This window comes from Streptomyces sp. NPDC001828, from assembly GCF_042892175.1.
Classification (GTDB): domain Bacteria; phylum Actinomycetota; class Actinomycetes; order Streptomycetales; family Streptomycetaceae; genus Streptomyces.
In genome coordinates, this window is record NZ_JBIATV010000017.1 from 91,243 (window position 1) to 112,905 (window position 21,663).

At 73.2% G+C, this 21,663-nt stretch carries 18 protein-coding genes; 10 read left to right on the top strand and 8 right to left on the bottom strand.

Going from position 1 to position 21,663, the window contains the following annotated elements; translation table 11 throughout:
• Positions 1-4: 4 nt before the first annotated feature.
• Genes ACFYZA_RS35730 through ACFYZA_RS35740 form a run of 3 tightly spaced genes read right to left on the bottom strand, consistent with a single transcriptional unit; the run spans position 5 to position 2,407 of the window.
• Positions 5-1,465 (bottom strand): DUF2079 domain-containing protein, encoded by a 1,461-nt coding sequence (locus ACFYZA_RS35730; protein ID WP_388494614.1) that lies wholly within the window; start codon positions 1,463-1,465, stop codon positions 5-7.
• Positions 1,466-1,482: 17 nt separating this feature from the next.
• Positions 1,483-1,923, bottom strand: a complete 441-nt coding sequence (locus tag ACFYZA_RS35735; RefSeq protein ID WP_382599877.1) for a hypothetical protein — start codon at positions 1,921-1,923, stop codon at positions 1,483-1,485.
• Entirely contained in the window at positions 1,916-2,407 is a 492-nt protein-coding gene (locus ACFYZA_RS35740; protein ID WP_382599879.1) for a SigE family RNA polymerase sigma factor, read from the bottom strand. The genes ACFYZA_RS35735 and ACFYZA_RS35740 overlap by 8 nt, the downstream gene beginning before the upstream one ends.
• Before the next feature lie 511 nt (positions 2,408-2,918).
• Between ACFYZA_RS35740 and mfd the strand changes: the two genes are divergently transcribed.
• Complete coding sequence (gene mfd / locus ACFYZA_RS35745) at positions 2,919-6,452, top strand: transcription-repair coupling factor (protein ID WP_382599881.1); 3,534 nt, start codon at positions 2,919-2,921, stop codon at positions 6,450-6,452.
• A 222-nt stretch (positions 6,453-6,674) separates the two neighbouring features.
• Positions 6,675-7,355: an HNH endonuclease family protein gene (locus tag ACFYZA_RS35750; protein WP_382596053.1), complete on the top strand. Its 681-nt coding sequence runs from the start codon at positions 6,675-6,677 to the stop codon at positions 7,353-7,355.
• A gap of 24 nt (positions 7,356-7,379) precedes the next feature.
• Here the strand turns inward: ACFYZA_RS35750 and ACFYZA_RS35755 are convergent, their stop codons facing one another.
• Positions 7,380-8,129: a hypothetical protein gene (locus tag ACFYZA_RS35755; protein ID WP_388494615.1), complete on the bottom strand. Its 750-nt coding sequence runs from the start codon at positions 8,127-8,129 to the stop codon at positions 7,380-7,382.
• Between the two features lie 195 nt (positions 8,130-8,324).
• Between ACFYZA_RS35755 and ACFYZA_RS35760 the strand changes: the two genes are divergently transcribed.
• The 3 genes from ACFYZA_RS35760 to ACFYZA_RS35770 all read left to right on the top strand — a co-directional run bounded on the left by ACFYZA_RS35760 (position 8,325) and on the right by ACFYZA_RS35770 (position 12,803).
• Positions 8,325-10,481 carry an N-6 DNA methylase gene (locus tag ACFYZA_RS35760; RefSeq protein ID WP_388494616.1) on the top strand — a complete coding sequence of 719 codons (2,157 nt, stop codon included), beginning with the start codon at positions 8,325-8,327 and terminating at the stop codon, positions 10,479-10,481.
• Positions 10,482-10,662: 181 nt separating this feature from the next.
• Entirely contained in the window at positions 10,663-11,271 is a 609-nt protein-coding gene (locus ACFYZA_RS35765) for a hypothetical protein (protein ID WP_388494617.1), read from the top strand.
• Positions 11,268-12,803: a serine/threonine-protein kinase gene (locus ACFYZA_RS35770; RefSeq protein ID WP_388494618.1), complete on the top strand. Its 1,536-nt coding sequence runs from the start codon at positions 11,268-11,270 to the stop codon at positions 12,801-12,803. The genes ACFYZA_RS35765 and ACFYZA_RS35770 overlap by 4 nt, the downstream gene beginning before the upstream one ends.
• Before the next feature lie 196 nt (positions 12,804-12,999).
• On the opposite strand, the gene ACFYZA_RS35775 is transcribed toward ACFYZA_RS35770, so the two are convergent.
• Positions 13,000-15,459 carry a YfhO family protein gene (locus ACFYZA_RS35775; RefSeq protein WP_388494619.1) on the bottom strand — a complete coding sequence of 820 codons (2,460 nt, stop codon included), beginning with the start codon at positions 15,457-15,459 and terminating at the stop codon, positions 13,000-13,002.
• A 248-nt stretch (positions 15,460-15,707) separates the two neighbouring features.
• On the opposite strand from ACFYZA_RS35775, the gene ACFYZA_RS35780 reads away from it, so the two are divergent.
• Complete coding sequence (locus ACFYZA_RS35780) at positions 15,708-16,385, top strand: SurA N-terminal domain-containing protein (RefSeq protein WP_382596187.1); 678 nt, start codon at positions 15,708-15,710, stop codon at positions 16,383-16,385.
• A gap of 103 nt (positions 16,386-16,488) precedes the next feature.
• Positions 16,489-17,454, top strand: coding sequence for a nucleoside triphosphate pyrophosphohydrolase (locus ACFYZA_RS35785; RefSeq protein WP_388494620.1), 966 nt, complete (start codon positions 16,489-16,491; stop codon positions 17,452-17,454).
• Positions 17,455-17,741: 287 nt separating this feature from the next.
• Here ACFYZA_RS35785 and ACFYZA_RS35790 read toward each other — a convergent pair whose 3' ends face one another.
• The 3 genes from ACFYZA_RS35790 to ACFYZA_RS35800 are packed head-to-tail and all read right to left on the bottom strand — an operon-like array spanning position 17,742 to position 19,346.
• A complete protein-coding gene (locus ACFYZA_RS35790) occupies positions 17,742-18,590 on the bottom strand; it encodes a helix-turn-helix domain-containing protein (RefSeq protein ID WP_382596193.1) in 849 nt (282 codons plus the stop codon).
• A gap of 14 nt (positions 18,591-18,604) precedes the next feature.
• Positions 18,605-19,120, bottom strand: a complete 516-nt coding sequence (locus ACFYZA_RS35795) for a DUF6879 family protein (RefSeq protein ID WP_388494621.1) — start codon at positions 19,118-19,120, stop codon at positions 18,605-18,607.
• Positions 19,092-19,346 (bottom strand): hypothetical protein, encoded by a 255-nt coding sequence (locus tag ACFYZA_RS35800; protein WP_388494622.1) that lies wholly within the window; start codon positions 19,344-19,346, stop codon positions 19,092-19,094. The genes ACFYZA_RS35795 and ACFYZA_RS35800 overlap by 29 nt, the downstream gene beginning before the upstream one ends.
• Before the next feature lie 180 nt (positions 19,347-19,526).
• Here ACFYZA_RS35800 and ACFYZA_RS35805 point away from each other — a divergent pair, with 180 nt between their 5' ends.
• The 3 genes from ACFYZA_RS35805 (at position 19,527) to ACFYZA_RS35815 (ending at position 21,532) form a co-directional block, all read left to right on the top strand.
• Complete coding sequence (locus ACFYZA_RS35805; protein WP_100574150.1) at positions 19,527-19,739, top strand: hypothetical protein; 213 nt, start codon at positions 19,527-19,529, stop codon at positions 19,737-19,739.
• A 128-nt stretch (positions 19,740-19,867) separates the two neighbouring features.
• Positions 19,868-20,152, top strand: coding sequence for a hypothetical protein (locus ACFYZA_RS35810; protein WP_382596198.1), 285 nt, complete (start codon positions 19,868-19,870; stop codon positions 20,150-20,152).
• Positions 20,153-20,230: 78 nt separating this feature from the next.
• The gene (locus ACFYZA_RS35815) at positions 20,231-21,532 is read left to right on the top strand and encodes a cytochrome P450 (RefSeq protein ID WP_388494623.1); all 1,302 of its coding nucleotides are present in this window, start codon (positions 20,231-20,233) and stop codon (positions 21,530-21,532) included.
• The last annotated feature ends 131 nt before the right edge of the window (positions 21,533-21,663 follow it).

The following is a 21,663-nucleotide window of genomic DNA, read 5'->3' on the forward strand; positions in this document are numbered from 1 at the left end:
GCCGTCAGCGCACCTGCTGCGGCTGGAGCTTGAGCAGTACGTAACCCCCTGCCACCCCGGTGACCGTGTACGCGGCGCCGGGGTGCAGGGTCGTCGCGTACCGGACGGGGTCGCCCGCCCAGCCGTCGGAGTTGTCGATCGCGATGTAGCGCGGGACCACCGGGCGGGCGGTGCCCACCCAGAAGACCCGGCAGCGGGAGGTGAGCCGGGCGATCGGCCCGATGTCCGCCTCCACCGTCGCCCCGTCCGGAATCCGCTCCAACAGGCGCTCCACGGCGGCCACTTGAGGACTCTTGCCGTACGTGGCCGAAGCGGTCAGCGACGCGAGGGGCAGCGAGGGCGTCAGGGCGAGGGCCGCGGCGGCCGCGCAGGCGGGCAGGTTGCGGGCGTACGCGCGCAGCCAGGGGCGCGGGCTGGTGCGGGCGGTGGCCACCGCGTCGGCCAGGGCGAGCGCGAGGACCGGCATCAGGACGGCGCTGTAGTGCCAGTCCGTCGACCAGTAGTGGTCGTCCGACGCCAGGAAGCGCCAGCCGAGGGTGGGCAGCGCGGCGAGGAGCAGCGGGGAGCGCAGGGCGAGGAGTCCCGTGGTGGGGATCAGTGTCCACAGCAGGGTGTTGAGCTTGACGTCCCAGGCGGCCAGCGGGCCCGCGCCGCCGTGCATCTTGGTCCAGTAGTCGTAGCTGTCCGCGGAGTTGAACGCCGGGATGACGAGGGTGAGCGTGACCAGGACGGCCACCGCCCCGAACGCGGCGACCACCACCGCCCAGCGCACCGCGAGCGGCGAGGTGCGCCGGGCGCGCACCGCGACCACGGCGGCGAGCGCGGCCGTCGTCAGGCCGAGGTCCTCCTTCACCAGGACGAGGGGCAGCGCGTACAGGAGGGCCGCGCGCCACCGCCCGCGCAGCACCGCCTCCAGGGCGAACGCGATCAGCGGGACGGCGAAGCAGATCTCGTGGAAGTCGAAGTCGGCGGCCCGCTGGATCCCCCAGGAGAGTCCGAACGCGACCCCGATCGCGAGCGCCGGCCACCGCCCGAGCAGCCGGGCCGAGCCACGGACCACGGGGATCGCGGCGAGGGCGAAGAGCGCGGACTGGGCGACGAGCAGCGTGACGGGCGTGGGGAACAGCCGGTAGGCGGGGGCGAGCAGCGCGGTCACCGGGCTGAAGTGGTCTCCGAGGACGTTCGCGCCGGACCCCTTGAGGTCGGCGACGGGTGCCTGGAGGTGCGCATAGGCGCGGACCACCTGCTCGAAGATCCCCAGATCCCAGGACAGCGTCTCCATGCGCCGGTAGCGCAGGACGCTGAGCGCGGTGTACGCGGCGAAGAGCGCGGCGGCCAGCAGATAGGGATCGGCGGCCGGCCGCGGGCGTATTCGCGGCCGGGGCGGCCCGTTCTTGCCGGGCCTTTCCCCCGCCGTCCCCTTCCGGGCGGCGGTCTCGGGCAGGGCGAGGAGGACTCCGGACACGGGTGGTGCTCCTTGGGTCAGCGGTTGGGAGTGGTCGGGGTGACGGAGAAGGACGGGGGCGGGACCGAGGGGGTGGGGGAGCCGGAGGAGACGGAGCCCACGGGGGAGCCGGACGGGGTCGCGTCTGAGGGCGGCGGCGGGCCGAAGGACGGGGTGGCGCCGGAGGACGGGGTGCCCGAGCTGTACGCGGGGGAGAGCGAGCCCTGGGTGGGGACGGAGGCGGGCGGCGCCGGCGGGGTCTGCCCGAGGCGCAGGCCCAGCGCGGCGCCGGACCCGGCGAGCAGACACACCGCGCAGGCGGCGAGCGCGGCCAGGTTGCGGCGCCGGCGCCGCAGCCCGCGGGCGGCCACGTGCGCGGCGGGCTCGGGCCGGGTGGCGCCGCCGCCCGCTTCGGCGGCCCGCTTCAGGGCGCGGGCGAGGGGTTCGTCGCCCCGATGCGCCTCGTCGAGGTCAGACACCGTGTTCCTCCTCCAGGAGACGGGGCGCGAGGGCGGCCCGGGCGCGCGAAAGGTGCGTCTTGACGGTGCCGGCGGAGATGCCGGTCTCGTGTGCGACCTGGTCCACGCTCAGGTCGCACACGTAGTGCAGTACGGCGACGCGGCGCTGGCGGTCGGAAAGCCCGCGCAGGGCGTCGACGAGGGCGACGGTGCCGGCGTCGGGGGCCGGGGCCTCGGCGCTGTGCGCGCGGCTGTGGTGCCGCCAGGCCTCGGCGGCGCGGCGGCCCCTTCGCCAGCGGCTCACGGCGAGGCGCCACGCCACGGTGCGGACCCAGGCCTCGGGGCCGGCGCCCGTGTCCAGGCGGCCTCGGCGCCCCCAGGCCCGGACGAAGGCCTCCTGGACGACGTCCTGGGCCTCGTGGAGGTCGCCGGTCATCAGGTACACCTGGCCGACCAGCGGTTTCACGGAGTGCGCGTAGAACTCCTCGAACTCGGCGTCGGTCAATGCGGCTCCTGTGGCTGGATAGGTCTCACGGGGTATACGCCCCCGGTGCCGCCCTCGGTTGACACCTGCCCCCAACTTTCTCCCAGCCACCCCTGGGGGCTCCGCCCCCAGACCCCCGTTCGCGCCTCAAGGGCGCTCGTCCTCAAACGCCGGACGGGCTCAAGAACCGGGTGCTGGCCGACACCAAGGCATTTAGGGGCGCGGGGAACTGCGCGAACGGCCCCCACGGTCCGCAGCCGAAGAACTCTCCCCCGGAGGGTCTCGGGAAGGGGCGGGGTGGGGGACAACCACGCGAGCAACCACGCACGGTGGACGGACGAAAACGGGGTCAGGGGCGCGGGTAACTGCGCAAAACGGGCCTCGCCGGGCGGGGGGCGCAGGGGCGGCGGGGTCCGGGGGGCCCGGGGCACCCCGGGGGCGAGGGGGTGCGGGGCGTCGTACGCTGGGAGACCCCGGCCCGTACGACGTGTCGGGCGGTTCGCGTTGCCCACTCCCCGGGATGGAACCCTTCATGAGCCTGCACGGTCTGCTGAACGCCGTCGTACGAGACCCCGCGCTCGCCGAAGCGGTGAAGGCCGCCACCGACGGCCACCGGATGCACGTCGACCTGGTCGGCCCCCCGGCCGCGAGGCCCTTCGCGATCGCCGCCCTCGCCCGCGAGGCCGGGCGCCCGGTCCTCGCGGTGACCGCCACCGGCCGCGAGGCCGAGGACCTCGCCGCGGCCCTGCGCTCGATGCTGCCCGCCGAGGAGATCGCCGAGTACCCCTCCTGGGAGACGCTGCCGCACGAACGCCTCTCGCCGCGCAGCGACACCGTGGGCCGCCGCCTCGCCGTGCTGCGCCGCCTCACCCACCCCAGCGGGGACGACCCCTCGGCCGGCCCGGTCAGCGTGGTCGTCGCGCCGATCCGCTCGGTCCTCCAGCCGCAGGTCAAGGGGCTCGGGGAGCTGGTCCCGGTGGCACTGCGCACCGGGCAGAGCGCGGACCTCGGCGAGGTCGTCGAGGGGCTCGCGGCCGCCGCGTACGCCCGCGTCGAACTCGTCGAGAAGCGTGGGGAGTTCGCCGTCCGGGGCGGCATCCTGGACGTGTTCCCGCCCACCGAGGAACACCCGCTGCGCGTGGAGTTCTGGGGCGACGACGTCGAGGAGATCCGCTACTTCAAGGTCGCCGACCAGCGCTCCCTCGAAGTCGCCGAGCACGGCCTGTGGGCGCCGCCCTGCCGCGAGCTGCTGCTCACCGACGACGTGCGCACCCGCGCCGCGGCCCTGGCCGAGCGGCATCCCGAGCTCGGCGAACTGCTCGGGAAGATCGCCGAGGGCATCGCGGTGGAGGGCATGGAGTCCCTCGCCCCCGTCCTCGTCGACGAGATGGAACTCCTCATCGACGTGCTGCCCAAGGGCTCCATGGCCGTGGTCTGCGACCCCGAGCGGGTCCGGACCAGGGCCGCGGACCTGGTCGCCACCAGCCAGGAGTTCCTCCAGGCCTCCTGGGCGGCGAGCGCCGGCGGCGGGCAGGCGCCCATCGACGTGGACGCCGCATCGCTGTGGGGCATCGCCGACGTCCGCGACCGGGCCCGCGAGCTCGGCATGATGTGGTGGTCGGTGTCCCCGTTCGCCGCCGACGAGGCGGACTTCGACGAGGACACCCTCAAGCTCGGGATGCACGCCCCCGAGACGTACCGAGGCGACACCCAGCGCGCGCTCGCCGACACCAAGCAGTGGCTCGCCGACGGCTGGCGCGCCGTGTACGTGACGGCGGGGCACGGACCGGCGTCGCGCACCGTCGAGGTGCTCGGCGGCGAGGGCATCGCGGCCCGGCTCGACGCGGAACTGGACGAGCTGACCCCCTCGGTCGTCCATGTGGCGTGCGGCGCCATCGACTTCGGGTTCATCGACCCGGCACTGAGGCTCGCCGTCCTGACCGAGACGGACCTGACCGGTCAGCGCAGCGCCACCAAGGACCTCGGCCGGATGCCGGCCCGCCGCCGCAAGACCATCGACCCGCTCACCCTTGAGGTCGGCGACTACATCGTGCACGAGCAGCACGGCGTGGGCCGCTACATCGAGATGGTGCAGCGCACCGTGCAGAACGCGACCCGCGAGTACCTGCTCGTCGAGTACGCGCCCGCCAAGCGCGGCCAGCCCGGCGACCGGCTCTACATCCCCACCGACCAGCTGGAGCAGGTCACCAAGTACGTGGGCGGCGAGGCCCCGACGCTGCACCGGCTCGGCGGCGCCGACTGGACCAAGACCAAGGCGCGCGCCAAGAAGGCCGTCAAGGAGATCGCCGCCGACCTGATCCGGCTGTACAGCGCGCGCATGGCCGCGCCCGGCCACGCCTTCGGCGCCGACACCCCCTGGCAGCGCGAGCTGGAGGACGCGTTCCCGTACGCGGAGACCCCCGACCAGCTGTCCACGATCGCCGAGGTCAAGGAGGACATGGAGAAGACGGTCCCGATGGACCGGCTGATCTGCGGTGACGTCGGCTACGGCAAGACCGAGATCGCGGTGCGCGCCGCGTTCAAGGCCGTACAGGACGGCAAGCAGGTCGCCGTCCTCGTGCCCACCACGCTTCTGGTGCAGCAGCACTTCGGCACGTTCACCGAGCGGTACGCCCAATTCCCGGTCAACGTCAGGGCGTTGAGCCGCTTCCAGACCGACACCGAGGCGAAGGCGACCCTTGAGGGGCTCAAGGACGGCTCGGTCGACCTCGTCATCGGCACGCACCGCCTCTTCTCCTCCGAGACCAAGTTCAAGGACCTGGGCCTGGTCATCGTGGACGAGGAGCAGCGCTTCGGCGTCGAGCACAAGGAGCAGCTGAAGAAGCTCCGCGCCAACGTGGACGTCCTGACGATGTCCGCGACCCCGATCCCCCGTACGCTCGAAATGGCCGTGACCGGCATCCGCGAGATGTCGACGATCACCACGCCCCCCGAGGAGCGCCACCCCGTCCTCACCTTCGTCGGGCCGTACGAGGAGAAGCAGATCGGCGCGGCCATCCGGCGTGAACTGCTGCGCGAGGGCCAGGTCTTCTACATCCACAACCGGGTCGAGTCCATCGACCGGGCGGCTGCCCGTCTCCGCGAGATCGTGCCGGAGGCGCGCATCCAGACCGCGCACGGCCAGATGGGCGAGAGCCAGCTCGAACAGGTCGTGGTCGACTTCTGGGAGAAGAAGTTCGACGTGCTGGTGTCGACGACGATCGTCGAGTCCGGCATCGACATCTCCAACGCCAACACCCTCATCGTGGAGCGCGGCGACAACTTCGGCCTCTCCCAGCTGCACCAGCTGCGCGGCCGGGTCGGCCGCGGCCGTGACCGTGGCTACTCCTACTTCCTGTACCCGCCGGAGAAGCCGCTGACGGAGACCGCGCACGAGCGGCTCGCCACCATCGCCCAGCACACCGAGATGGGCGCGGGCATGTACGTGGCGATGAAGGACCTGGAGATCCGCGGCGCGGGCAACCTGCTCGGCGGCGAGCAGTCCGGGCACATCGCGGGCGTCGGCTTCGACCTGTACGTGCGCATGGTCGGCGAGGCGGTCGCCGACTACCGGGCGCAGATGGAGGGCGGCGAGCAGGAGGAGGCGCCGCTCGAGGTCAAGATCGAGCTGCCGGTCGACGCGCACGTCCCGCACGACTACGCGCCGGGCGAGCGGCTGCGCCTCCAGGCCTACCGGGCGATCGCTTCGGCCAACTCCGAGGAGGACGTCAAGGCGGTGCGCGAGGAGCTCACCGACCGCTACGGCAAGCTGCCGGAGCCGGTCGAGAACCTGCTGCTCGTGGCAGGACTGCGCATGCTGGCCCGCGCCTGCGGGGTCGGCGAGATCGTGCTCCAGGGCCCCAACATCCGCTTCGCGCCGGTGGAGTTGAGGGAGTCGCAGGAGCTCCGCCTCAAGCGGCTCTACCCCCGCACCGTCATCAAGGCGCCCGCCCGGCAGATCCTGGTGCCGCGCCCGACCGCCGGGAAGATCGGCGGCAAGCCGGTCGTCGGCCGGGAACTGCTCGCCTGGACCGGCGAGTTCCTCACCACGATCCTGGGGTCCTGAGCCACAGCCGCGTGCGGGCGGGCGGCGCCGAAGGGTGCCGCCCGCCCGCTGTGCTCCCGGCGCTCCCTCCGGCGGGCCCGCGCCCGGGCCCGTGCGCCGGTCGAGCCGGGGTGATCAAGGCCGGACGGCTGTCCCTTTCGGGACCGTTGACCCGCGGCATGCCGGGTAGGAGTACCTACGATTGCGAGGTTCCGCCAACTGCTGCCAGGACGGCCCGCCTTGATGCGTATGTACCGAATTGCCCTGCCCGTGACCGCCCTCGCGGCCTCCCTCGTCCTCACCGGCTGCGGTGGCGACGTGGGCACCGGGAAGAGCGGCGCCCCCGGACCCAAGGGCGCGGCCGGCTCCGCGCTCGCCGCGGTCGACGCGCTGCCGGTCAAGGGCCGTGCGCCGAAGACCGGCTACACCCGGGACCAGTTCGGCAAGGGCTGGACCGACACCGACCACAACGGCTGCGAGACCCGCGAGGACATACTGAAGCGGGACTTGACGGACGTGAAGCTCAAGGACAAGTGCGACGTGGCGTCGGGGACGCTGACGCACGACCCGTACACGGGCGAGTCCATCACCTTCAAGCGCGGCGCCAGCAAGATCGACATCGATCACGTGGTGGCGCTCTCGGACGCCTGGCAGAAGGGCGCCCAGCAGTGGGACAAGCAGAAGCGGGCCGCGTTCGCCAACGACCCGCTCAACCTGATCGCCGTCGACGCGAGCGCCAACCGCCGCAAGAGCGACGGCGACGCGGCGACCTGGCTGCCCCCCTACAAGGCGTACCGCTGCACGTACGTGGCGGACCAGGTGGCCGTGAAGAAGAAGTACGGCGTGTGGCTGACCGACGCGGAGAAGTCCGCGATGAAGACGGTCCTGGACGGCTGCCGCGACCAGAAGCTTCCGGCGGGGTGAGGCACCGGAAGACGTGATGGTGCGTCAGCCGGTGATGATGCTGGACTTCGGTGGGGCGACCGCGCGGATCGGCTGGTCGAACTGGGAGAACTCCATGGTGCCGGGGCTGTCGCCGCCCACGACGACCTCCTTCAGGAGATAGGGCTTGCCGGTGGTTGCCACGTCGAGCGTGTAGTGCTCGGGCCCATCGGTCTCGGTGATCACGATCGCGGCCCGGCCGCCGACCGTGCTGGTCGCGCCCTTCTTCGCCGCGGTGTCGGTGTCGTTGCCCTGGAAGCCGTTCAGGAAGGTGTTCAGGTCGCAGGCCGAAGCCAGCTCCTTGCCGTCCGAGGACGCCGTGTTCGTCTTCACCCACTTGGTGCCCGAGTCGCGCGTCTTCAGATACACGACGTGGCCGGTCTTGATGATCCTGACGGTGTCCTTGCCCTGGCCCATGGTGCCGGTGCAGTCCCCCTTGTGGTCCATGGAGAGGTCCAAAATGCTGGGCCCCTCCTTGGCGTCGGCGATGTTCGCCTTGAGGTGCAACGAGGTCGCCTGGCGGGTGGCCCGGAACGAGTTGGTCACTATCTGCCCGCCGGTGAGGTTCGCGTACGGCCCCTTCGCGGCGGCCGGGGACTCGGTGGCCGGCGACTCCTTGGCCGAGGCCGAAGCCGAAGCCGAAGCCGAAGCCGAGGCCGACGCCGAAGTCGAGCCGGAGCCCGAGCAGGCCGTCAGGGCCGTGGTGGCGACACAGGTGAACAGGACCGTGGCGGTGGCGATGGTGCGGCGACGCATGACGTGAACTCCCCCTGGGGGCATGGAGCGAGGCGGGTCGGGTGCGCCGACGGATGGCGGGCCCGGGCACATCAGAGCAGACGGTTGTGAACCGAGTCAACAAGGTTCACGGAGTTGAGATTGTTCACGGTGTGAATGGAGTGCTCCGCTGTCGTTCGGTAGGGTCGGCGTTACGGCAACGAGGGGAGCAGTCAGGTGCCGGAGCACGCAGCAGAGGTGGCCGCCTCGGAGGTGACCGCCGCCACCATCGCCCGGCTCGCGGGGGTGGGCCGGGCGGCCGTCAGCAACTGGCGCCGCAGGCATGCCGACTTCCCCAAGCCGGTCGGCGGCACCGAGACCAGCCCCTCGTTCGCGCTCTGCGAGGTCGAGCAATGGCTGCGCGCGCAGGGCAAGTTGGCCGAGGTGTCGCTGCGCGAACGGGTCTGGCAACAGGTCTCGGGCCACCCGGCGGGAGCCCTCACCGCCCTGGTCCACGTGGGCTGTGCCCTCCTCGCCGTACGCCAACACCCGCTGAAATGGCGGAAGTTGACGGCCCTCGATGACGATGGACTCGCCGAGCCGCTGGCGGACCTGGTCGAGCGGGTGCTGGGGGAACGGCTCGGACGCGGACGCGACCGGTCCGGTGGAGGGCGCGACCAGCTCGCAGGGGGACGCGACGGGTCCGCAGGGGTACGCGACCTGCCTCCGGGGGCGCCCGGCGTTCACGGCCTCTCCGTACGCAGTCCCGGCGCCGCCGAACTCGCCGCCTCCCTCCCCCTCCTGCGCGGCGCCGCCGAACTCGCCGCCGAGGACGGGCCCCAGGGGGCCTTCGAGTTCCTGCTCGGACGCCACCTGGACGCCAACCCCCGTCAGTACACGCTCACTCCGCCGGGCCCCGCGGCGCTGATGGCCGCGCTCGCCGGGCCGGCCGAGAGCGTGCTCGACCCGGCCTGCGGCACCGGCACCCTGCTGGCCGCGCTGCCCGGCGCCACCGCTCTGCACGGCCAGGACGCCGACCCCGACCTCGCCGCGCTCACCGGGCTCCGGCTCGCCCTCGCGGGCTCCGCCGCCATCCGTACCGGGGCCGCCGACTCGCTGCGCGCGGATGCCTTCGGCGACCTCGCCGCCGATGCCGTGCTGTGCCACCCGCCGTTCAACGAGCGGGCCTGGGGCCACGACGAACTCGCCTACGACCCGCGCTGGGAGTACGGCCTCCCGGCCCGCACCGAGTCCGAACTGGCCTGGGTGCAGCACGCGTTGGCGCGCCTTCGCGAGGGCGGCACCGCCGTGCTCCTGATGCCGCCCGCCGCCGCGTCCCGCCGCTCCGGGCGCCGCGTCCGCGCCGACCTGCTGCGCCGCGGCGCCCTGCGCGCGGTCGTCGCACTGCCCGCCGGAGCCGCGCCCCCGTACGGCATCCCGCTGCACCTGTGGGTGCTGCGCAAGCCGGGCGCCGCCCTGCGCGGCGCCCCCGAGCTGCTCCTCGTGGACACCGCCGGCGTCGAGGGCGTCGCGGCCGACGGCGGCCGCGACCGGCTGCCCTGGTCCGCCCTGCGGTCCGCGGTGCTCGACGCCTGGGCCCCCTTCGACCGCGACGGCACGGCCGCCGAACAGCCCGGGGTCAGCCGGTCGGTGCCCGTCATCGAGCTCCTCGACGACGACGTCGACCTCGCCCCGGCCCGCCATCTGCCGCCGCCCGCCGCCGAAGGCGGCACCGCCGCGCTCGACGAGGTCCGCGAGCGCCTCGACGCGACCCTGCGCCGCACCGCCGAGCTGACCCCGCCGCCCGCCGCGCCCGCCCCGGGCGAGGGCGCCCGGCGGCAGCTCACCACCGTCGGCGAACTCGCCCGCGCGGGCGCCCTGGTGCTGCGGTCGGGTGGCACCGGCACCGGCCCCGGGCCCGCCGTCCTCACCGAGCACGACGTGCTGGCCGGCACCGCGCCCTCGGGCACGCTGCCCGAAGGGCCGGCGGAGGAGCCGGTGCTGACGCGGGCGGGCGATGTCGTGGTGCCCGTGCTCGGCGGCGGCACCGTCGCCCGGGTCGTGGACGAGGCCGGTGCGGGCGCCGCCCTCGGCCGCAGCCTCCAGCTCCTGCGGCCCGACCCGGCCGCCCTCGACCCGTGGTTCCTCGCCGGATACCTGCGCGGCACCGCCAACAACCGCCAGGCCAGCAGCCACGCCACCACCGCGTCCCGGCTCGACGTGCGCAGGCTGCAACTGCCCCGGCTGCCGCTCGCCGAACAGCGGCGCTACGGCGAGCGCTTCCGCGCGCTCGCCGCGTTCGAGGACGCGCTGCGGCTCGCCGGACGGCTCGGCGAACAGCTCGTGCAGGGCCTGCACGACGGCCTGACGGACGGCACGGTCGACCCCGGGTGACGGGCCGGCACCCGGACGTCCGGGGTGCGGCGGCCAGACGGCGGAACCGGGGCCCGGCCGGGCACTGATGACGGTTGGATACCGGCCCGGGGATCGCCGGGGACGTTGTCGGTGGCGGTGTATACGCTCATGTCCCTGAGCTCGAACCCCTGAACCGTCCGTCCCAGTCCCAGGAGCAGCGATGCACGGCCCCGGCTATGGACCGCCGCAGCCCACACGCCCCTCGGGGGCGGGGCAGATCGTGCTGCGCGTCCTGTTCGCGCTGCTGCCGCTGCTGAGCATCGGCATGCTGGCGTGGACCGCGCCGCTGCGGCTCGCGATCGTGACCCGGCGCCGGGCGCACTGGGTGGTCTTCTGGGCCGATCTGGCCGTGTCCGTCTTCTTCTTCGCCTACATCATGCGCGCGCCCGACGAGAACGACTGGCGGATGGACGTCGGCATGATCGGCCTGCTCGCGCTCGCCGTCGCCAGCACCGCGTTCTTCCTGTACGCCGACATCCGGCACGCCTACGCCCCGCCGCTCGCGTACGGCGGGTACGCGCCCGCCGGATACGGCCCGCCGCACATACCCGGCCCCACGGCCCCGCGGTTCGGGCCGTACCCGAATCCGTACGCCGACACCCCCGTGCCGAGCGGCACCCCCTTCCCGGCTCCCCCGGCCTCGGCGCCCCGGGCCCCCGTGCCGCCGCAGCCGGGCACCCCGGCCGCGCCCCGGATCGACCAGGTCAGGGCCGAGCTGGACGAGCTGTCGCAGTACCTGCGCAAGGGGCCCCAGGGCGAGGGCCGATGACCGTGGGGCGGGTCGTCGCCGGGCGCTACGAGCTGGCGGCACTCCTCGGCCAGGGCGGCATGGGCCAGGTGTGGACGGCCTACGACCGGCGCCTGGACCGCCGGGTCGCGGTGAAGCTGCTGCGGCCCGACCGGGTCGCGGGCGGCGGTGCCGGAGGGGACGCGGAGGAGCTGCGCCGCCGCTTCGTGCGCGAATGCCGGGTGACCGCACAGGTCGACCACCCCGGGCTCGTCACCGTGCACGACGCGGGCAGCGACGGCGACGACCTGTACCTGGTGATGCAGTACGTCGAGGGCTCCGACCTCGCCGACCACCTCGCGGAGCACGAGCCCTACCCGTGGCCGTGGACGGTGGCCGTCGCCGCCCAGCTGTGCGCGGTGCTCTCGGCGGTGCACGCGGTGCCGATCGTCCACCGCGACCTCAAGCCGCGCAATGTGATGGTGCGCCCCGACGGCACGCTGACCGTCCTGGACCTCGGTGTCGCCTCCGTCCTGGACGCCGACACGACCCGGCTCACCCACACCGGCTCACCCATCGGCTCGCCCGCCTACATGGCGCCCGAACAGGCGATGGGCGGCGCCGTCGGCCCGTACACCGATCTGTACGCGCTCGGCGTGCTGCTGCACGAACTGCTCAGCGGGGACGTCCCGTTCGCGGGGTCCACCGCGCTCGGCGTGCTGCACCGCCATCTGTACGAGCCGCCGGTCGCGGTGCGCGGGCTGCGCCCCGAGGTGCCCGAGCCGCTCGAAGCGCTGGTGCTGCGGCTGCTCGCCAAGGACCCTCAGGACAGGCCGAGTTGTGCGCAGGAGGTGTACGAGGCACTGGTGCCGCTGCTGCCCGCGCGCGGCGGCCCGGGCCCGGCGGGGCCGCTCGACCCGACCCGTCCGTTCCTGCGTCCGCACGCCCCCTGGCCCGACCGGGTCACCGCCGCCCCGTCCGTGCCGCCGGTGCCGGCGGCCCCGCCGAGGCCGGACGTGGCGGGCGCGGTCGACGAGGTCAAGCGGCTGCTCGGCGAGGGCCGCATCACCCAGGCCGTCGACATCCTCGGCTCGATCCTGCCCGCAGCGGCGGCCGAGCACGGCGAAGGTTCGCCGGTGGTGCGGATCCTGCGCAAGCAGTACGCGGCGACGCTGATGGACGACGGCCAGTACCGCCGCGCCCTGCCCGAACTGCGCCGCCTCGCCGTGGACCGGGCGGCCGAGGCGGGGGCGGGGGACGCGCAGGCGCTGGACTTCCGCCACGACGTGGCGCAGTGCCTGGAACAGCTGGGGGACGCGGCCGCGGCACTCGCGGAGTACCGGGCGGTGCTGCCCGGCTTCGAGTCCCTGTACGCCGGGACGGACCCGGCCCGCCCGTTCGAGGTCCGCCACCGCATCGGCCATCTGCTCCTCGCGGTGGGCGACCACGGATCGGCCCACCAGTACGGGCAGGCTCTGCTGTGGGACGCGGAGCGGGTCTACGGGGCGCAGCACCCGTTCCCCACGGAGCTGCGCCGCGCGCTGGCCCACCAACGAGAACTCCGCGGCACCTGACGATCCCGCCCACCCCCGCCCCGGAGTACCCGCTCGCGCAGTTCCCCGCGCCCCTAGCAGCGCCGGGTGCTGGGACACCTATAGCCCGTCCGGCGATTGAGGACGAGCGCCCTTTAGGCGCGAACGGGGGTCTGGGGGCGGAGCCCCCAGGGTCTCTTCAACCCCCGGAGGGTTTCGGGGAGGGGCGGGGTGGGGGCTAATCCCTCCGAGGGCGGAAGCGGCGCCGCACCCGCCCCCACCCCCCCACTCCCGCGAGGGCGAGCAGGGCCACCCCGCCCACCAGTGACCCCGAGCGCAGCCCGGGCGGACGGAAGCCGCAGTCCACCGACCGCGCCCCGGCCGGCAACGCGACCGCGACCAGGCCCAGATGGTCGCCCGCCGGAGCCGGGGCCGAGCCGTTCACCCCGCACGACCACCCCGCGATACGCGGCATCGCGAACACCGCCGTCCCCGAAGCCCCGGCGGGCAGCTCCGCGTGGACCGAGCTGTCCGAGACGGTGACCCGGGTCGCACCCGTACCCCGGAGGACCCCCACCGCCCGGGCGAGGGCCGCCCGGTCGAGGCAGCCGAGGGACGCGTCGCGATCGGCGGGGGACAGGGTGACGCGGGAGGCACGGCCCGGCCCCGCCGAGGGGCCGAAGGGGATCAGCGGCGCCCGCCGGCTGGGCGCGCCCCCGCGCATCTCGACCACGGGCCCGTCGCCGAGCCGAGCCGTGCCGAAGTGCTCCGGAGCCCACAGGAAGATGTCGGTCCCGGCGGGGCACCCCTGCGCGAGGGTGCGGGTCGCGTAGACCCGCGCGCCGAGCAGCAACTCCTGGTTGCGGAACGGGTTGTCGCCGTACACCGGCTCCGGCCCGGGCGGCCGCAGGGTGACCAGCGGCGGAGTCGCACCGGCCCGGATCAGCGCGGGCGAGCCGCCCTTCTGGGCGACCCGCACCCGCGCCCCCACGGAGAAGATCGCGTCGGTCACCGGATTGTCCAGGCTCTGCAGCGCCCGCCCCCGCGAGGTCCAGCCGCCGCCGAGCGCGGTCATCGTACGGTTCAGGACCTCCGGCGTGAGGCTGGAGTAGTACGCCCCGCCCTCGCCGCCGAGCAGCAGTGGATCGTTGTTGGTGATCTGACGCTGCCCCGGGTCGGTGCGGTAGGCGGGCCAGCCGGAGGCGTCCGACTCCAGGGCGGCCCGTTCGGTGTGCTCGGCGCCCCAGGCGGGGTAGCCGTCCATGCGGGCGGCCCGCTGCTGGTCCCCATACGCCACCGTCACGCCCGCCTGCGCGATCTGCGCCCCGGCCAGCAGGGCGAGCGCGACGAGGCTGAGCCCGCGCCGGCCGCGCCGCGCCAGGAGCAGCCCGCCGACGACCGCCGCCAGGCCCAGGGCGAGCAGCGGATACGTCCAGGCCGAGACCAGCTCGCTGAAGGCCGCGCCGAGCGCGATGAGCGCGAGCACACCGCCCCCGCCGAGCAGGGCGCGGCGCCCGGGGATCCCGTACGACAGACAGACCCAGGCGGCGATCACGAGGATCCCGCACAGGACGAACGTCTGGCGGTAGGGGCTGCCGTTGGGGGTGACGAAGGCGTGCCAGGCCAGATGGGTCGGTTTCCACTGGAAGGAGAGCGCGACGGCCAGGGCGAGTCCGCTCCACGCGTAGCGCTCGCGGCGCGGGACGGCGCGGTGGAAGCCGAGGGCGCAGGCGAGCAGCAGCGCGCCGGTGCCGAGGAAGACGGCGGGGGAGGAGAAGGAGTACGTGCCGGGCAGCGTGCGGGCCAGATAGTCCGGCCAGGACACCGGCGCGAACTCCCGCACCCAGCCCGGATGCGCGTGCTTGGTGCCGAGGTAGACCGCGAACAGCACCGGCGCCGAGAGCCCGATGCCGATCGCGAGCGACCGCCCCGCGACGAGCGCCGCCCGCAGCCGGCCGCGCGCGTCCGCGTCGCGGTCCACGTACAGGAGGAGGAGCAGGACGAGTCCGGCCCCGATCGTCGCCATGTACGCGCTGTAGAAGTTGGCGATCCAGGCGAGCGCCACGATCAGCGGGCCGAGCACCGGCCGCCGTCCGGACCTGGCCCAGTGGCCGACCAGGCACAGCAGCGGGAAGGCGATCAGGCCGTCCAGCCACATCGGGTTGTAGATCGACTCCAGGACCGACCAGCCGCACAGCGCGTACGAGGCGCCGAGCACCCCCGCGACCCAGCGGTGCCGGACGGCCGGGCGCAGCGCGAGCAGCAGCACCGTCATCGCGACGGCCGCCGCGGCCATCTTCAGGACGGTGATCACGTACAGCGCGAGGTCGATCCGGTCGCGCGGGAAGAGTCCGACGAGCAGGGCGAACGGGCTGCCCAGGTAGGTGCCGAGGTCGGGCAGGAAGGAAGTCCCGTATCCGGACTGCCAGTTGAGGAGCAGACCGCCCTCGGCCCGGCCGTGCAGCAGGTCCCACAGATGCTCGTGGAAGGGGATGAACTGGTTGCCCAGGTCGTTGATGCTGCGGGTGTGCCGCTGGAGCGGGCCGAGCGGGATCACCCCGGCGATCGCGTCCGCGCCGCACACCGAGATCAGGGTGATCAGTGCGGAGAGGGCGGCGGCCCGGGCGCGGGGGCGGCGGGCGGCCGGGGTCCGTACCGGGGCCACCGGCGGGGCGGGGGCGGCTTCGAGGGTCGGCATCGGGGTCCTTTGCTGTGCGCTGCCGTCGAATATGCCGGACCCGCCGGGGCAACGCAGGGGGCCCGCACGTCAGTTCACGCAATGGACGGCGCGGCTTCACCCGGCTTCATCCCCGCGACCGATGAGGGTTGCGAATCGTTGGTCGAATCAGTGGCCCCGGCCACGCCGACTGCCTAACATCGATCACCGCAAGGTCTTAGCAAGGTTCGTCGCCACGCCGCACGTATCTGCTCCGCCGGGAGGCTCCTTTGCACCGCCGCCGTCGCACCGCGCTCTCCGTCTCCGTCGCCCTGCTCGCCGCGGGCCCACTCCTCGCGGCCTGCGGCAGCACGGCCCATCCGGGGGCCGCGGCCGTCGTCGGGGGGCAGCGGATCGAGGTCTCCGCGCTCCAGGCCGAGGTCAAGGACGTACGGACGGCCCAGCGGGACTCGCCGCAGTCCGCCCAGCTGATCAAGGACTCGGGCCAGCTCGGCAAGGTGAAGCTCAGCAACATGATCTTCGACCGGGTGCTGGCGCGCGCCGCCGAGCAGGCCGGGGTGAGCGTGACCCCCAAGGAGGTCCAGGACGCGCGGGCCGCGATGGTCCAGCAGGCCGGCGGCGAGGCCCAGCTGCGCGAGCAGGCCCTCACCAACGGCGGGCTCGCCCCCGGCCAGATCGACACCTACGTCCAGCGGCAGGTCACCGAGCAGAAGCTGGCCGGCGCGATCGGCGCCCGCACCCAGCAGGACCTGCTGCCCGCCCTGGTCAAGGCGTCCAAGGACCTCAAGGTCGATGTGAACCCGCGCTACGGCAGCTGGAACGCGAGCCAGATCCAGCTGGCGGACTACCAGGCGCCCTGGCTCGCCAAGCCGAAGCAGACCGCGCCTGCGCAGGGCGCGCCCGAGGACCAGCAGGCCGATCCCGGGGACTCCGCGTCGACCGGCTGAGCCGTGGGGTGACGCACGAGGGCTTGGCGACCGGCTGAGCCCCGGCCGCCGCCCTCCGGGGGACTCCGCGTCGACCGGCTGGGCCGCCGGGTAGGTTCGGGGGGTGACTGCTGTTGAAGAGCCCGGACTGCCCGGCCGCATCGTTCTGCTCACCGCGAGCCATCGGGTGGCCCCCGGCCTCCTGTCCTGGCCCGCGTGGGAGACCCTGCGCGCCGCCGACCTCGTGCTGTGCCCCGACGCCGGGCACCCGCAACTGCCGTATCTGCGCGAGGCCGGTGTCTCGGTGGAGATCTCGGCGCCGGACGCGCAGGAACTGGTCGAGGCGTGCGCGGGCGGCCGCACCGTCGTCGTCCTCCCCTCCGGCGAGGGCGACCGCCGCCTGACCGACGGGCTCGCCCGCCTCGCCGGTTCCGGCCGGGTCCAGATGCCGAACCTGGAACTGCTCCCCGGCTCCTACGATCTGCCGGGCGCACGGCTGCTGGACCTCGTCCAGGTCATGGACCGCATCCGCCGCGAATGCCCCTGGTCCTCGCAGCAGACCCACAAGGGCCTCGCGAAGTACGCGCTGGAGGAGGCGTACGAGCTCGTCGAGGCGGTGGAGGAGGGGGACCGGGACGAACTCCGCGAGGAGCTGGGTGACGTCCTGCTCCAGGTCGTCTTCCACGCGCGGATCGCCGAGGAGGACGGCGAGGAGCCGTTTTCCATCGACGACGTCGCGGGCGGCATCGTCGAGAAGCTGATCCATCGCCATCCGCACGTGTTCGGCTCGGAGCGGGCGGACACGCCGGAGGAGGTCAAGGAGCACTGGCTGCGGATGAAGGCGGTCGAGAAGCAGCGGGCCTCCGTGACGGACGGCGTGCCGCTGGGCCAGCCGGCCCTGGCCCTGACCGCCAAACTCGCGTCCCGCGCCCGCACGGCCGGCCTGTCCGTCCCGCTCCCCTCCGGCGAGGGCGTCGGCTATCGCCTGCTGTCCCTGGCCGTGGAGGCGGAGTCGTCCGGGGCCGACCCCGAGGCGGCGCTGCGGGCGGCAGCGCGGGCGTACCGGGCCGCGATCCGCGCGGCGGAGTAGGCCGCCGGGGGTTCGCCCGCCCGTGCGGCGGGGTCGGTTGGTCCCGGGCCCCTGGGGCTGCGCCCCAGACCCCCTGAGGGGCTGCACCCCTCGAACCCCCGCAAGGGGCTCCGCCCCCTGCACTCTGTTCGGGGCTCCGGCCCGGACCTCGTTCGCGCCCGAACGGCGCTCGTCCTCGAACTCCCCAAGGACTCAAGGGCCAGAGGGACCCCCATGACGGGCTGAAGAACTCCCGCACCCGGTGCTGAAGCGCCGACTGCCACCGGTACCGCTGAGGGCGATGGAACTCATCCCAGGGCCGCCAGCGCCTCCGCCACCAAGGCGCGGGCCGCTGAGCCGTGCGCCGCGTCCTGGGCGAGCCGGTCGAAGGCCCTCTCGTACAGCTCGATCTGGCTGGGCTGGGTGAGGGTGGAGGCCGAATCCAGGGTGTCCGCGTGCACGCGGTGGTCGTCGAAGACGGTGAAGGTGGGCATCGGCCACACCGTGCGTTGCCGGGCGAACGGGATGATGCCCAGGACGACATGGGGCAGGTCCATGGTCATCAGGAGGTGTCCGAGCTGGGCGGCCATGGTGTCGGCGCCGCACAGCCGATGGCGCAGGACCGATTCCTCCAGGACGAACCGGAACCGTAGGGCACCGTTCCCCAGGACCGCGTTGCGTCTCATGCGGGCGTTCACTGCGGCACTCACGTCGTCGGGGGTGCCCCGGAATTCGGCGATGGAGCCCAGGAGAGCGGTGGCGTAACCAGGGGTCTGGAGGAACCCGGGAATGACGTCGGACACGTAGACCCGGAAGACAGTGGTGCGCTGGTACAGGTCACCCGTGGACGTCTGAAGGTGGCGGAGGCCGCCGCGCTGGAGCCGACGCCACTCGACGTGGGCTTCCGTCGACTGCCGGTTCGCCGCGATCAGGTCGGGGACCTGGTCGTCGGCGTCGCAAGCACGGCACCACGCCTTGATGTCGGCGTCGGACGGAGGGGTTCTGGCGTTCTCGATCCGGGAGGACTTCGACTCCGACCAGCCGCACCTGGCAGCCAGCTCCCGGCCGCTGATCCCCGCGTCCCTGCGGATATCCCGCAGGCGGCCCGCCAAGACGTCACGGGCTTGCTGGATACGGGATGACGGGTTCGACGGCATGGAGCTGACCCTAGTCAGACGTGGAACAGGTGGTGCGGGACCGCACGCTCCCACACGGTCTCGAAGGCGTTCGAGCAGAGCCTTATCGTTCCGGGATCCTGAGTGATCTCGTCTTCCACTCCCTGGCCGTCTCCGGAGAAAAGGTGCACGCGGAGCAGGCGGTCGTCGAACAGCCAGAAGTCGTTGCCGGGCAGAGGGATGTCCGTGGACCGGCGCCGCGGCAACCAACGCACCTGTTCTCCCGCGGTGATGTTTCCCCGGGTGACGTAGTGCTCCCACCGGATGTAGTCCGTTACCGGCTCGGAGACGATCCGCGCGCGCCGGATCACCACTCCCCGGGCGACGGAATCGGCAATCAGCTGGTCGTACGGGTGCCACCAGGAGGCGTGATCCTCCCAGTCGATCCGCTCGCCGCGTCGCCACGCCTCGAACCGGTCCGTGGGCGCGTAGGAGTCGCGCAACTCCAGGTGGACGGCCGACCGCTCGCACCTGCCCAGTAGCTCAGCGAAGCTGGGCATGCTCGACGGCATCACACGCCTCCCTGATCAGCGGGATCATGCGTGCCGGGATGCGGATGATGGCTTCACCTTCCGGCACCGGACCGTTCGCCGGGCTGCTCCCCTCGCACTGCGCTCGGGTCTCGGCGTCTGGCTCCCATCCCTGGAGCAGGATCTCCTGGGCTCCCGCGTCCGCCCACACTGTGGGGCAGTGGTCCCGGTCGGTGTCGGGGTCGATACCGATGAACACAACAGCCATGGCTGACTCCTCGGTTCGGGTGCTTGCTGATACTTGCACGCACCTCACTATGCAGCAGGTTCGTGGTCAACTGGCCTGTGAATCAGGAAAGTTGGCGTGCAAGCTCATGCAACTTCATGGACCGCTGGAGCAGGTGGCCCCTAGCGTCGTCAGCACCGGCGACGATCGAGGGGACAAGCCATGGTCCAGGACGAACCCGCACACGGCACCCACTACAAGGTGGACGCATCCGGCAGGATCGGGGAGGTGGTCGGCACCCACCCGGGGAGCGTCTGCCTCCGGCCGCCCGGCGGCGGCCGGGAGTGGGCCGTCCCGCCGGACGCGCTGCGGGACCCGACCCCGAGCGAGCTGGAACGGGCGCTCATCCTCTCCACGCCCGTGGTGTCGCGCTGATGTGGGCCATCCCGCCCTTCACCCCGCGACCGCTCCAGGACGGCCCCCTCCCACCGCCGAGGCGGCCGGCCCGTACCGCCGCCGAATCGTGTGCGCCGCTTCCGCAACGCACGTTCAAGGAACCGGAATTGACCCGTCACCCCCTCCTCCAGGCCGCGCTGGCGCGCATCGCCGAGTGCCCCGACGGCCGCGGTGCCGGTTTCAGCTCCGACTGTGTGGCGCTGGACTGCGGCTGGTCGCACGGCATCACCGCGGACCGGAACGCGGTCCACCGGGCTCTGGAGGACCACGCCCTCGACACCGGCCACGTCATCTTCCACACCGTGGTGGCCACCCTCAACGCCGTGGACGTCGCCGGCGTCCGGGAGCGGCGCCGGGTGGCGGAGCGTTCCGCCGGCCGGGGCCCCGCGTGAAGCGGGAGCCGGGGGAGGGGCCGGACGGCCTCCAGCCGCGCGCCCCCTCTATATAGGGGCCCGGATACTGTCGGACCCATGCACGACCAGCCGCCCACCCCCGACGCCCCCGGCACCTCCCACGCCCCCGGCGCCGACGCCTCCCGCACCCCCACCGCCCCCGAACTCTTCACCTGGGAGTTCGCCACCGACCCGTACCCCGCATACGCCTGGCTCCGCGAGCACGCGCCCGTGCACCGGACCCGGCTGCCCAGCGGGGTCGAGGCGTGGCTCGTCACGCGGTACGGGGACGCCAAGCAGGCGCTCGCCGACCAGCGGCTCTCCAAGAACCCGGCCCATCACGACGAGCCCGCCCACGCCAAGGGCAAGACGGGCATCCCGGGCGAGCGCAAGGCCGAGCTGATGACGCATCTGCTCAACATCGACCCGCCGGACCACACCCGGCTCCGCCGCCTGGTGTCCAAGGCGTTCACGCCCCGTACGGTCGCCCAGTTCGCGCCCCGGGTGCGGGAGTTGACCGACCAGCTCATCGACGCCTTCGCGGCGAAGGGTGAGGCCGACCTCATCCACGAGTTCGCCTTCCCGCTGCCCATCTACGCCATCTGCGACCTGCTCGGCGTCCCGCGCGAGGACCAGGACGACTTCCGCGACTGGGCCGGCATGATGATCCGCCACGGTGGCGGCCCCCGTGGCGGCGTCGCGCGCTCGGTGAAGAAGATGCGCAACTACCTCGCCGAGCTCATCCACAAGAAGCGCGAGAACCCGGGCGACGACCTCATCTCCCGGCTCATCGAGGCCAGCGACCACGGCGAGCACCTGACGGAGAACGAGGCCGCCGCCATGGCCTTCATCCTCCTCTTCGCCGGGTTCGAGACGACGGTCAATCTGATCGGCAACGGGATGTACGCCCTGCTGCGCAACCCGGAGCAGCGCGAGCGGCTCCAGGCATCGCTCGTCGCGGGGGAGACCGGGCTGCTCGAAACCGGCATCGAGGAGCTGCTGCGGTACGACGGGCCCGTGGAGATGGCCACCTGGCGGTTCGCCACCGAACCGCTGACGCTCGGCGGCCAGGACATCGCCGCCGGCGACCCCGTACTCGTCGTGCTCGCCGCCGCCGACCGCGACCCCGAGCGCTTCGCCGAGCCGGACACGCTCGACCTCGGCCGCCGGGACAACCAGCACCTCGGGTACGGGCACGGGATCCATTACTGCCTCGGTGCGCCGCTCGCCCGGCTGGAGGGGCAGACCGCGCTCGCGACCCTTCTGCGACGCCTTCCTGACCTGCGCCTCGCGGTGGAACCTGACGATTTGCGCTGGCGGGGCGGCCTCATCATGCGTGGACTGCGCACCCTGCCGGTCGAGTTCACGCCGCCGGGGTAAAGGGGCGCACCCCGGCTCGAACTGACGGTCCGTCAGGACTGTGACTTTTATGTGATCTCCAGTGCATCGACTTGTGACGGACGTTCGAGTACGGCTACGTTCACCGTTCATTCGGCTCAGCAGTCACACGG